Origin of the sequence: Flavobacterium collinsii, from assembly GCF_946903285.1 — a bacterium.
Lineage (GTDB): Bacteria > Bacteroidota > Bacteroidia > Flavobacteriales > Flavobacteriaceae > Flavobacterium > Flavobacterium collinsii.
Genome location: NZ_OX336425.1, coordinates 2,919,851 through 2,934,317, shown reverse-complemented (window position 1 = coordinate 2,934,317; position 14,467 = coordinate 2,919,851). Strand labels below are relative to the sequence as shown.

The following is a 14,467-nucleotide window of genomic DNA, read 5'->3' as shown; positions in this document are numbered from 1 at the left end:
GGTAAAACAGCCCAGCTAACCAACTAAGTTCTAACCACCGTAAATAGCTCTCCATATGAAACTTAAACCTTTCTTGCCGATCCTGCTCCTTGGAAGCCTGTTTGTCCATGCACAAAATAAACCCACCATAAAAGAGTACAAAAAAGTATTCACCACCTACCCTTTTTCAGATCCTGATCCGATTCCGAAACCGGATACAAAAGTATATCCCTATTTTCGTTTTGATGGTTTTACCAATAAACCCATACAAAAAGAATGGAAAGTAATCGAACTCGAAAATGATTACATCAAACTCATGATTCTTCCTGAAATTGGCGGAAAAGTTTGGTCGGCTGTTGAGAAATCAACCGGAAAGGACTTTATCTACAACAATCATGTGATTAAATTCAGGGATATCGCCATGCGCGGTCCGTGGACTAGCGGAGGTGTTGAGGGAAATTATGGTATCATCGGACACACTCCCAACTGTGCTACTCCTGTTGATTATGTCACCTTTACCCGAGCGGACGGAAGTGTAAGTTGCGTGATCGGCGTGCTGGATCTGCTCACACGAACATCATGGAAACTGGACATCAATTTACCCAAAGACAAAGCTTATTTTACCACAAATTCCTTCTGGTTCAATTCCACCGAAACCGAGCAACCTTACTATACCTGGATGAATACGGGTATAAAAGCCTCCCAAAATCTGCAGTTTATTTACCCCGGACAAAGTTATATCGGACACAATGGCGAGCACAATTCGTGGCCCATTGACAAGGAAAATGGCAAAGACCTATCCTTCTATAAAAACAACGATTTTGGCGGTTACAAATCCTATCATGTCTTTGGTAAATACGACGATTTTTTTGGTGGATATTACCATGATGAAGATTTTGGAATGGGCAGGTATGGTAATCACGATGACAAACCCGGCAAAAAAATATGGATTTGGGGACTGTCACAACAAGGAATGATCTGGGAAAAATTATTAACCGATACCGACGGTCAATACGTAGAAGTTCAGAGCGGAAGGCTCTTCAATCAGGCAAGTGAAAACAGCAGTTTAACCCCTTTCAAGCAACGTTCCTTTGCTCCCTATCAAACCGATTTGTGGACGGAATACTGGTTTCCGGTAAAACAAATCAAAGGGTTCGTAAAAGCTAATAATTATGGCGCTTTAAACGTGAAAAATGAAAACGGCTGGTTGAAAATCTATTTTTCCCCACTTCAAAAACTAAACGAAAAACTGGAAGTCTTTGACAATGGAAAAAAAATATATTCAAAAGATATTTCAGTAAACACTTTGCAGTCCTTCAAAGATTCGATTCAGATTGCAGTTGACGAAACTAAACTTCGACTGACACTTGGCGGTACTAAACTCGTTTGGAATTCGGCTCCGGAAGATGGAAATCTGAATCGTCCATTGGAAACTCCAAAAGATTTTGACCACAACTCGATGTACGGATTATACCTTCAGGGAAAAAACTATCTTAGTTTTAAAGATTATGTAAAAGCGGAAGAAAAACTAACAGCCTGTCTTCAAAAAGATCCTAATTATGCTCCTGCTCTGGCTGATTTGGCCATTTTACAAATTCGTAAATTCCAATATCGTGAAGCTGTCCACTCAGCAAGTAAAGCTTTATCCATTGATACGTACCACCCTGCTGCCAATTATTATTACGGACTGGCCAATCTGCATTTAGGCAATACTACCGATGCCAAAGACGGTTTTGATATCGCAGCAGCAAGCGTTGAATTCCGAAGTTCTGCTTATACCGCTTTAAGCAAAATTTACTTTACTGAAAACGATCTTGCAAAAGCAGCAGAATATGCCGAAAAAAGTTTGATAAACAATCAGGGCAATTTAGAAAGTCTGCAAATACTCGCCGTCTTGTACCGTCTGCAAAACAATAAAACTAAAGCAGTCGAAATTCTCAATACGATAAATAAGGTTGATCCGCTCAACCATTTTGTTGGTTTTGAAAAATACCTATGGGAGTCTTCTGATGTCTCCAAAAAACAGTTTATGGCTTTAATTCAAAACGAAATGCCACAGCAAACCTATCTTGAATTGGGAATTTGGTACGAACAAATTGACCGCAAAGAAGAAGCGCTAAAAGTACTTTCGCTTGCCTATCCAAATGCTGAAATTGAGTACTGGAAAGCTTATTTAGAAAACAAAGCTGTTGATTTAAGCAAACTCCAACCTGACAATAGTTTCCCTTTCCGTGGAGAAACAGCCGAAATTCTGGAAAAACTCATAAAAACCACCCCTCAGTGGCAGTTGAAATACCATTTGGCGTTAATCGAATGGAATCGCGATAATAGTTCAAGAGCAAAAGACTTGTTTTTACAATGTGTCAACCTGCCTGCTGATCCGGCTTTTTATGGGGCCAAAGCTTCGCTGTTTAAAAATGACAGCCAACTGGTTTTATCCAGTCTTCAACAAGCCATTAAACTGGATCAGCAGAGCTGGAGATATCCTAAACTTTTAACCGAATATTACATTGCTCAGAAACAATTTGATAAAGCCCTTGCCACCGCAGCTTCTTTCTATAAAAAACATCCCTCTAATTATGTGATGGGAATGTTGTATGCCAAAACGCTGCTTCTGAACAAAAAATACGCTGCTGCCGATGCATTCTTAACCCAACTGGAAATTCTTCCGTTTGAAGGCGCTACAGTAGGGCGACAATTGTATCATGAAGCAAAATTAATGCAGGCTTTGGATGAAATGAAAAACAAACAATTCAAAAAAGCGTTACAATTTATTTCAGACGCCAAATTATGGCCGGAAAATTTAGGAGTTGGAAAACCATACGAAGAAGATATTGACGAAAGACTGGAAAACTGGCTGAATTATCAATGTTATACAAGTCTGGGGGATCCTGAAAAAGCACAAACGGCTTTACAAAAAATTACGATATTTACCCCAAAGGTAGACAATACGGTTATGAATTTTCTGCCTGCCAATCAATTGATTTCGGCCTGGGCAATCGAAAAAACTTCTTCCACACAAAAAGCACAGGAGTGGCTGCAAAAACAAGCCAAATTATATCCTGACAATAAAATTGTGCAGTGGTCTCTTGAAACATACACTAAAAAACAATCTAATATTTTAACAGAAGATGAAAAAGATGGTGAAGTCCGAATTATAGAGAAACTTTAAAATACTTTCGGTAAAATTGTATTTTCCAAATAAAAATACGAGTTTTATAGCAAGTAAAATACATTTTTGAAGCCTTAACAACTATATTTCAACCGCTTTAATAATAACAACTCGTCGAGGATAAAAATGATTCAACACATAGAAACATAGATTTTGGTCCAAAAAGAGAACAGAAAAGGAATAAATTTCTTTCACATAGAAGATTATGTGTATTTAAATGAAGTGAAACGTCTTTTTAATGAGTACAGAACCTATGTTGCTATGTGTTAAAATGATTTACACCCAACAGCGAATAATAGTTTAAACAATAATCAATCAAAATAATCATTCTAAAAACCAAACAATGAACAAACACTTTTTAAAGTATTCACTTTTCAGTCTTTTCCTTGTGGCGGGTCAAAATGCGATGGCCCAAAATAGCGATCAGACTAAAAACCCGTTATCCATTTATCAGGTCACGCCTTTAAAAGTAAATGACCTTGTACATACCAAACTTGACGTATCCTTTGATTATGCGAAACGTTATCTATATGGAAAAGCATGGCTTACTTTAAAGCCTCACTTTTATGAAACCGATTCGCTTAGACTTGATGCCAAAGGAATGGATTTTAAAGCAATTACTGTTGTTGATGGTAAAAAGACAATTCCGTTAAAGTATACTTATGACAACGAACAGCTTTTTATAACTTTAAACAGAAAATATAAAAGCACCGAAAAATACACCATTTTTATCGATTATACGGCAAAACCAGATGAGTTAAAAGTCAAAGGAAGTGCCGCAATTACCGATGCAAAAGGATTGTATTTTATAAACCCTGACGGAAAAGACAACAAACCAACTCAGATCTGGACACAGGGCGAAACTGAAGCCTCATCGGCATGGTTTCCAACCATTGATAAACCCAATCAGAAAACAACTTCTGAAATTGCCATGACCGTTGATACCAAATACACTTCGCTTTCAAACGGAAAACTAATCTCTCAGAAAGACAATAAAAATGGTACCCGTACTGATACCTGGAAAATGGAATTACCACATTCTCCTTATTTGTTTATGATGGCTGTGGGGGATTTTAAAATCTACAAAGACACTTATAACGGAAATGAGGTAAGTTATTACCTTGAACCAAAATACGCACCATATGCCAAACAGATTTTTGGAAAAACTCCAGACATGATGAAGTTTTACGGAAAAATGCTAGGCGTTGAATATCCTTGGGGAAAATATGCTCAAATTGTAGCCAGAGACTACGTATCCGGTGCAATGGAAAACACATCAGCTACCCTTCACGGTGAACACGTACAAAAAACCGAAAGAGAATTGTTAGACGATAATCAGGAAAGTACAATTGCTCATGAACTTTTTCACCAATGGTTTGGAGATTATGTTACCGCCGAATCCTGGTCTAACCTAACCATGAACGAATCTTTTGCCACTTTTGGAGAGGTACTTTGGCACGGTCACGATGAAGGACAGGATGCCGAAGACCGATCTCGTTATGAGAAATTACAAAACTGTCTGCGTTCTTCAAAAGACGGAGTTAGTCCACCATTGGCACGTTTTCATTATGGAAACAAAGAAGATATGTTTGACAACATCAGTTACTCAAAAGGCTCTATCATATTGTATGCTTTAAAAAATCAAATGGGTGATGATGCATTCTTTAAATCTTTGAATAAGTATCTTACTACCAATGCCTTTAAAACGGGAGAAAGTCATCAATTGCGTTTGGCAATGGAAGAAGTAACCGGAAAAGACTGGAATCCTTATTTTAACCAATGGTATTTTCAGGAAGGAAACCCTATTCTGAATGTTGAATATGGCTATGCCGATGGAAAAACTACAATTGCCGTAAAACAAGTTCAGGAAAGTTCGGTACAAACCTTTAGTCTTCCGCTAAAAGTAGATTTTTATATTAATGGAACTAAAGTCAGAAAAGATATTCTAATTGATAAAAGAGAGCAAAATTTCAGTTTTGACCTTCCTTCAAAACCGGATTTTATAGATCTTGATCCTGACAAAATTCTGGTAGGTAAAGTGATTGACAATAAAAAAATATCCGATTACCAATATCAGTACAAAAATGCGCCTTCATTCTACAACCGAATTGAAGCGATAAAATTTGCAGCGAAAGACAAAAGTCACGAAGCACAGCTGATACTTTTAGCAGGACTTCAAGATCAGCAAGAAGACTTAAGAACGCTTAGCATCAAAGGAATTGATCTGGGAGACAGTCAAATAAAAGAAGCAGCTCTTAAAGCCTTACTGAACATTGCCCAAAACGATAAAAAGACATATGCAAGAGCTACAGCACTTATAAAGCTTGCAGGAACCGGAGATACAACTTACAAGAATTTAATGATTGAAAGCGCTAAAAATCAGTCTTACAATGTGGCCGCAGCAGGAATCTACGGACTATCCAAATTTTCACAGGATGAAGCAGATAAAACCTTAGCTGCCTTAGACGAAGACACTAAAAATCATATCACGCCATTGCTTAAAAGATTCAACAATCAAAAGTAAGCAGCAAACTAGATTTTACTACCAATGTTATTTAAAAACAACAAAGGAACAAGGTTTTATAATTAGTACTTAAAAATTTTTGTTTCCTATAGCCTCTCTGATCTTATGGATTGGAGAGGCTTTTTTTGTTACCAAAATCAAAAAGCGAAATACTACTTTTTTTTATTCAGACTTTTGCTGCTTTTGTTTCCACTTCTCCATTTGTCCTCATTTTAATTGTTCTTAACAAACAATCCATTCTATTCATTAGATCTAAATTACTTTTCTACCAGTCTTTAAATAAACGAGGCATCTGATCTGCTTTTCTTAGTATTTCGATTCTTTTTTAATCATCTTTTATAATTTAATCCCATATCTTTTTACAAAAAAAGCATATCTCTTACACCTCTACGCACCCAAAAATTGAATTGATTTCTCTTCAGATTTTTCAGAATTCCGCTTCCAAAAAAACTGCCTCTTGAATTCCTAAAATCGGACTCAAAACACTTTCCTAATCCTGATCTTTTTTACTCATAGACTGAATCCTTTTTTTACTCCAAAAACACAACTACTCTCAAAGTAAATTCATCCTCAAAAGGCAAAAATCCTGTTGAAACGACCTTACAGAATAACAATAGAAAACTTACTTTATTATCAACATAAAGGGATAGCAATTACGAAATTCACAAAATTAAACACAACTCTTTTTAATAACTTAAAAATAGAATATTTACATTTTGACAATATAAATATCGAACTATTCTTTTTCGGCCCTTTAATTTTAACAAAACGCTACTTTTTTAGTTTAAAAAAAACGTTTTGTGCAATTTTATGTGCTCGAGAACACAAATTTTGTGTGTTCGAGCACATTTTTCATGTTTTTTCTTGGTTAATAAAAATATAATCGATAGTTTCGTCAAGTAATAAAAACATTGAGTGGGAATAATCCTATGTTTTAAGCCTCTTTTATTCGATTCTTAAGCCATAAAAAAGGAACACTTCAAATACCAATTACGGCAAAAAAACAACTTGACAAAAAAACAATCATTAACCAAAACCAAACAAGAGCATGAAAGAAGCACTTTCAAAAAATCCTAAGATTTTAAAGTTGCAGACAGTACTTGATAAAAGTTTAAAAACAACATTGTGTACTTTGTTGTCCGTAACTTTTCAAATTACAACTGCTGCTCCCTCAAAAGAGATTTCTTTAAACAAAACCAGCTTACTGACCTTTCAAAAAATAGTAAAGGGCAAAGTTGTGGATGAAAAAGGAATTCCAATTCCCGGTGTAAATGTTATTATAAAAGGATCCAAGACCGGTGTCCAAACGGATATCGACGGAAGTTTTGCAATCGAGATACCAAATGCCAACACCATTTTAGTATTCTCATTTTTAGGAATGCAGGATCAGGAAATCCCGGCTGGAAACGGTGCTATTAAAGTGACGATGAAAGAAGCCGGACAGCAAATGGATGAAGTTGTTATCGTGGGATACAGTAAAGTAAAAAAAGAAAGCTTAACAGGGTCACTACAGACTTTAGACAATAAAAAACTATTGGATGTTACCACTCCAACTGTTGAAAACTTACTGGCTGGAAAAGCAAGTGGAGTTTTTGTCAGTACCAGTGGAGGTGAGCCTGGAGGTGCCTCAAAAGTGATTATTAGAGGTAAAACTACCGTAAACGGAAGCACTGACCCGCTTTGGGTAGTAGACGGTGTGATCGTTGGAAACAGTTCTCCTCCTATGAATCCTTCTGACATCGAAAATTTAACGGTTCTTAAAGATGCTGCTTCTACGGCCGTCTACGGTTCACAAGGAGCCAATGGGGTAATTGTAGTTACTACAAAAAGCGGGAAAGCCGGGAAATCAATCATTAATTTCTCTTCAAGAACAGCACTGTCTACCATAAACAATGGAAATCTCAAAATGATGAACGGATCTGAGCTGTATGATTATTACAATACTTTCGCCAACAAACAAGATTTTCAGAACGTTTGGTGGTGGACTCCAGAATTAAGAAACAAAAACTACGACTGGTGGAAAAATGGTACTAAAACCGGTATTGCTCAGGATTACAACTTATCGATTAGTGGTGGTGGAGAAAACTTTAAAAGTTATGTTTCCTTAGGAGTTTATGATGAAACCGGAGCTATAAAGGGCTACGATTATAAAAGATATAACGGTTTGATGAAATTTGAATACAAACCAATTTCATGGCTTACCATAAAACCACAGATCAATCTAACGCGAGAAAAAGTATACAATCAGCAACATGATGTTGGAGCAATGTATCGTAACCTGCCTTGGGACAGTCCTTATTTACCGGATGGATCATTAGTAGGAAATGCACCAAACCCAACTTGGGTAAATACAACCGGATCTAACTATTTGTATGATTTACAATGGAATTATTCTGAATCGGAAAAATATACTGTTCGTGCCAATATGGATTTCGATGCAAAATTAACAAGCTGGCTGACGTATTCTTCTGTAAACAATTACATATTTGACAATTACAATTCAACATCTTATTCGGATCCGAGATCGTCCTCAGCATTAGCCGTAAAAGGTAGAATAGAAGACAGATTCGAAACCTATAACAAGCTATACACTAATCAACTGTTAAGGTTTAACAAATCATTTGGTTCCCATAATGTGAATGCGGTTGCAGGTTATGAATGGAATGAATATAATTTCAAAAAAACACAGGCAATTGCAACAGGAATTCCTCCCGGAATTAGTGTGACAGACCCAGCTGCCAAACCTGAAGCTGTAAACGGAAATAAAAGACAATGGGCAGTACAATCCTTACTATCAAATGTAAATTATACCTATGATAATCGCTATTTGGCACAATTTTCTTTTAGACGTGACGGAGCTTCTAATTTTGGTAAAAATGCACAATACGGTAATTTCTTCTCTATTAGTGGTGGATGGAATATCCATAATGAAGCTTTCTTTAAAGCGGATTGGGTGAATAACCTAAAACTAAGAGCCAGTTATGGTTCGGTCGGAAATCGTCCAAACAGCTTATACGGTCACCTGCCGTTATACTCTTTTCAAGAAAGTTATGATGAAAATCCCGGTGCCTTAATTTCACAATTAGCAAATCCTGATCTAAGCTGGGAAAAAACATTCACTACCGGTATAGGTCTAGACATAAGTCTCTTCAAGAGAGTAAATATTACTTTAGATTATTATGATAAAGATACTTCAGATTTATTGTACCAGGTTCCGCTTCCGGGTGTTATAGGAGTAACTCGTATCTGGAGAAACGTTGGGGCAGTAAACAACAGAGGGTTTGAAGCCTCAGTTAATGTAGATATTATCAAAACTAAAGATCTTGTTTGGTCATTTGACGCCAATATTGGGTTTAACAAAAATAAAGTAACCGGTCTTTATGGTGACAAACAGGAAATAATTGTTTCCGACCGAAGCGGTGTGGAAGGTGCTGCTAAAAAACTACTAAAACCAGGATATGATGTAGACAGCTGGTTCTTAACCGAATGGGCTGGTGTTGATCCTGAAAATGGGAAACCACAGTGGTTTACTACTAATGCTTCCGGAGAACGTGTAAAAACCTATAGTTATGGTGAGGCTTCCAAATATCAAAAAGTAGTGGGTTCTTATACTCCGGATTTCTTCGGAGGATTCTCAACCAGTTTAAACTATAAAAATTTTGATTTTGCAGCTATATTCAGCTATTCTGTTGGAGGTGAAATTTACAACTACGCCAGGTCAGAATTTGATTCGGATGGTGCTTATTCAGACAGAAACCAAATGAATCTAAATAGCGGATGGAGCCGTTGGGAAAAACCGGGTGATATTGCTACACACCCACAGGCGATTTACAACAACCCAAGTAACTCCCAAAAATCATCTTCCCGTTTCTTAGAAACTGGAACTTATCTAAAAATGAGAAGTTTATCTTTAGGTTATAATATACCTCTTCAACATTTACACATTACCAACTTAAGGTTATTTATTACCGGAGAAAATTTATTTACCATCTCACATTTTTCAGGTGTAACTCCGGAGTTGTCACCAAATTGGGATGCTTCAACTGAAGAATACGTGATTTCGGGTGTAGCTAGAGATATGTACCCACAAACACGTAAAATTACACTAGGTCTTAACTTAACGTTATAAAATAAAAATCATGAAAAAGATATTACTACTAGGTATTGCAATTAGTTTTCTGAGCTCATGTGAGTTAGACAGAGAGCCATTTTCTTCCTATACAAAAGATAAAATACAACAAGATAAAGAAGCTTCCGTAGAAGTATTGCTAAACGGATGTTACGCACAATTAAAAGGCTGGTCGGATGTCATGCACCGCGTTGGAGAATATCCGGGAGACAACATCATGATTAGAGGAACTTCTACCGATCACTTTTACTCTTTTATTTCCTATCAACATGTTCCTGACAATAATAGATTGTCTACTTTTTGGAATAATGGGTATAAAATTATTTCGCAATCAAGTGATTTGATAACATCTATTAAAGAAGGTGAAAGCCCTGCTATTGACCAGCAATTAGGGGAAGCTTATTACTTAAGAGGCATGATTTATTTTTACTTATGCCGTACGTACGGAAGACCTTATGCCCAATCACCTGAAACCAATTTAGGTGTACCAATTGTAAACGGCTTACCGGCAGATCTTAACAACCTTAGACTTCCGGATCGTTCTACCGTAAAAACAACTTACGACCAGGCTATTAACGACTTGAAAAAAGCAGAAGCACTAATGACCGTAGGAAAAGCAGCTACTTATGCCACCAAAGAGGCAGCGCAAGCCATGCTTTCAAGAGTATATTTGTACATGAGTGGTACTTATGAAACTCCAAATCAGGAATATGCAACGCTTTCTATTGATTATGCTAAAAAAGTAATCATGAGTGGCAGATACAGCTTATTAAGCCGTGCCAATTTTATGAAGTACAACACTTATGCACCAGATTCTGCTGAACAAACAGAAACTATTTTTGCAATAAAAAGAGTCGCTTCAGAATATTCCGGATACGATCACTATTATGGTATTGGAGGAATGTATGCCAATATCCAGGGACAAGGATGGGGCGAAATGTATGCCAGTGGAGAATATCTTGACTTGTTAAGAAAAGCTGGACTGAAAAAAGATGCTCGTTGGGCTTTTATTGATCCGCAATACACAAAAGATGCCAGCGGAAATAAAACAGAGGCTTTCCGCTTCATAATGGATGTTTTCAATGCCGGTGGTACACAAACTGGATACAATTATGTGCAACAGCCTTTAAAAACTAAGGCAGATGGATCCTATTTTATCACAATTGGAACTACAGATTATAACCTTACTGTCGTAAATGCAGCTGAAAATCAATATTCTATTGTATACCAAGGCAAAACGTATACAGGAGAAAAAGATTATATGATGCTTTTAAACCGTGTATATCCAATGTTTTATATTACAAAATGTTCTTTACAAAATAATGATTCACACCTGCACTCGCCTATTATTTCAAGATTGGCAGAAATGTACCTGAACATGGCAGAAGCTTATGCTAAAAAAGGAGATTATTCCAACGCTTTGACCAATCTGAACATCATTCGTGAAAGAGCAATTGTTGGCGGAGGTTATGCTTCTTTAAACAGTACAAACGCTGTACAGCGTATTGATGAAGAGCGTCAGTTAGAATTGGCTTTTGAAGCGCATCGTGGTTATGACGTTTACAGAAACGGTCAAACAATGACACGTCGTTACCCTGGTCCTCATTTACCAATGAATGACGTTCCGGCAACGAGTCTGCGTGTAGTACAATACATTCCTCAATCTGAAGTTAATGCTTACCCTGGGACTTTAACACAAAACCCATAGTTTTTTATTTATTGTTTGTTTTGAAGCCTCTCTAATTGGATCGATTAGAGAGGCATTTCAAAAACAACTGCTTAAAGTATCATCACTTAATCTCAAAAAATGAAAAATATATTGTACTTGTTTTTTGCTTCTTTTCTTGTCTCAACTTCCTGCGCTGGCAGCAATGATGATGTACCATTGGAAAATGAAACCATAGAAAACCCAAAAACGACAATTTCCCTGCCCCTTGGAGGAAATGCATATAGTTCTAAACATTTAGACGGAACTACTTCGATTACAGACAATGGTATCGAGAACTGGACCGACTCCGGTGAATTTTTTACCGCTTATTTCAGAATTTCTAAACCCGGAACATTTCAAATTACAGTAGAAGAATCTGTTCAGGTGTATGGAAAATCGGAATTAGAATTCTCGATCAATAACGAATCCAAAAAAGTAAATTTCACCACTTCAAAAAAGGCTGTTATAGCAGGAATCTGGAACCTTAAAAAAGAAGGATACATTGCGGTTAAAATAAAAGGAATCAGTAAAACCGGCGATCGTTTCCCGTCTATTAGTCGTTTAACGATTGCAAGTGCTGATTTTGACGGCAAAATCTCTTATGTACCTAACAACGAAGGAGCTTTTTACCACTGGGGACGCCGCGGACCTTCTGTTCACTTAAATTATCAGGTACCTGAAAACACCAACACCGAATGGTACTACAACGAAATTACCGTTCCTCAAAACGAAGACAAAATTGGTTCTTACTTTATGGCAAATGGTTTTGGAGAAGGTTATTTCGGAATTCAGGTCAACTCAGCTACTGAAAGAAGAATTTTATTTTCTGTATGGAGTCCGTTTACGACCGATGATCCTGCCAGCATTCCCGAAACTCACAAAATTAAAATGCTTAAAAAAGGAGAAAATGTACACACCGGCGAATTCGGAAATGAAGGTTCGGGAGGACAAAGCTATCTAAAATATAGTTGGAAAGCCGGAAACACCTATAAGTTTTTACTTCGTGGATTTCCAGCAGGTAATAATACGACCACCTATACAGCTTATTTTTATGCTCCGGAATTGAATAAATGGCTCTTAATTGCCAGCTTTAACCGTCCGGAAACCAACACCTACTTAAAAAGATTCCATTCTTTTCTGGAAAACTTTATTCCCGAACAGGGAGATCTATCCCGTAAAGTTCTTTTTAACAACCAATGGGTTTGCGACGACAAAGGCAACTGGTCAGAAATCAATTCGGCACGATTCACAAACGACAATACCGGTGCAAAAGAATACAGAATGGATTTTGCCGGAGGTACCGAAAATGGTTTCTTTTATCTAAAAAATGGAGGTTTTTTTAATGATTATACAACTCCAAAAACTATTTTTACAAAAGCTTTAACCAATAAAAAACCGGAAATAAATTTTAATACATTACCCTAAAAAACACTCATAAAACAATAATCCCCGATAATCGGATTTTAGATTATCAATCATTTCAAATCAAATTAAACTATTATGAAAACTAGCATTTTAAAATTCATGTTAGCCGCCTGTATTCTGTTTGGAGGAACAAACGCATCGGCACAAATGATTAAAACCAAAACACCTGCCCGTGCAAAAGGTCAAACCGACGTTTTGCGTTTGGCAACAACACCAATACCTACCGTTCGTGTTGCCTTTATAGGTCTCGGAATGCGTGGCCCTGGAGCAGTAGAACGTATGACACATATTCCGGGTGTGGAAATTGTCGCTTTGTGCGATATGACACAGGAAAACACTTCTAAAGCAAACGAAACTTTAACCAAAGCAGGATTTCCTAAAGCTCAGGAATTCTACGGTGACGAAAATGCCTGGAGAAAAGTTACTGCTTTACCAAATGTTGATTTAGTTTACATCGCTACCGACTGGAAACATCACGCTATTATAGGTGTGCAAGCGATGAAAGATGGTAAACACGTAGCCATAGAAGTTCCGGGAGCAATGACAATGGAAGAAATCTGGCAGCTTATTGATACTTCTGAGAAAACCCGTAAACACTGTATGCAGCTTGAAAACTGTGTGTACGATTTCTTTGAACTTACTACCTTAAACATGGCTCAGCAAGGTTTGTTTGGAGAAATTCTTCATGCTGAAGGATCTTACATTCACGGACTTCAGCCTTTCTGGGGAGAATACTGGAACAACTGGAGAATGGATTACAACATCAAACACCGAGGCGATATTTATGCGACTCACGGTATGGGCCCGGCTTGTCAGGCTTTAAACATTCATCGTGGTGATAAAATGAACTTCTTAGTTTCTATGGATACTAAAGCAGTTGGAAATCCGGCATACATCAAAGAAAAATCCGGAAAAGAAATTAAAGATTTCAGAAATGGAGATCACACAATGACCATGATTCGTACTGAAAACGGAAAAACAATCCAGATTCAGCACGATGTTACCTCACCTCGTCCTTACAGCAGAATGTACCAATTAAGCGGTACAAAAGGTTTTGCTAACAAATATCCATTAGAAGGATATGCTTTAGACGGTGCAACATTAGGTGACGATGTAAAACCAAATCACGAGAAATTAAGCGCACACTCTTTTGTTCCTGCAGATGTGAAAAAAGCATTAATGGAAAAATACAAACACCCAATCGTAAAAAACATTGAAGAGCAGGCTAAAAAAGTGGGCGGTCATGGTGGAATGGATTTCGTAATGGATTACCGTTTGATTTACTGTCTGCAAAAAGGACTTCCATTAGACATGGATGTTTATGATTTAGCCGAATGGTCTTGTTTAGGCCCGTTAACAGAAATTTCTCTTGACAACGGTTCTGCTCCTGTAGAAATTCCTGATTTTACACGTGGCGGATGGAACAAGTTGAAAAAATTAGAATTTTCAGAATAAAATTTATTGGTTAGTTAGTAGAAACAAGAGGGCACGATTTATAGTGCTCTCTTGTTCATTATAGCCAACACTAAT

At 37.1% G+C, this 14,467-nt stretch carries 6 protein-coding genes; all 6 read left to right on the top strand.

What is annotated here, in order from left to right:
* The first annotated feature begins 55 nt into the window (after positions 1-55).
* Entirely contained in the window at positions 56-3,151 is a 3,096-nt protein-coding gene (locus OGZ34_RS12120) for a DUF5107 domain-containing protein (RefSeq protein ID WP_263360352.1), read from the top strand.
* A gap of 343 nt (positions 3,152-3,494) precedes the next feature.
* A complete protein-coding gene (locus OGZ34_RS12115; RefSeq protein ID WP_263360351.1) occupies positions 3,495-5,675 on the top strand; it encodes a M1 family metallopeptidase in 2,181 nt (726 codons plus the stop codon).
* A 1,048-nt stretch (positions 5,676-6,723) separates the two neighbouring features.
* On the top strand, positions 6,724-9,804 hold the full coding sequence (locus tag OGZ34_RS12110; protein ID WP_263360350.1) for a SusC/RagA family TonB-linked outer membrane protein: 3,081 nt from the start codon (positions 6,724-6,726) through the stop codon (positions 9,802-9,804).
* A 10-nt stretch (positions 9,805-9,814) separates the two neighbouring features.
* On the top strand, positions 9,815-11,512 hold the full coding sequence (locus tag OGZ34_RS12105) for a RagB/SusD family nutrient uptake outer membrane protein (RefSeq protein WP_263360349.1): 1,698 nt from the start codon (positions 9,815-9,817) through the stop codon (positions 11,510-11,512).
* Between the two features lie 99 nt (positions 11,513-11,611).
* Positions 11,612-12,937 carry a DUF3472 domain-containing protein gene (locus OGZ34_RS12100; protein WP_263360348.1) on the top strand — a complete coding sequence of 442 codons (1,326 nt, stop codon included), beginning with the start codon at positions 11,612-11,614 and terminating at the stop codon, positions 12,935-12,937.
* Positions 12,938-13,036: 99 nt separating this feature from the next.
* The gene (locus tag OGZ34_RS12095; RefSeq protein ID WP_246253196.1) at positions 13,037-14,392 is read left to right on the top strand and encodes a Gfo/Idh/MocA family protein; all 1,356 of its coding nucleotides are present in this window, start codon (positions 13,037-13,039) and stop codon (positions 14,390-14,392) included.
* Positions 14,393-14,467 lie beyond the last annotated feature (75 nt).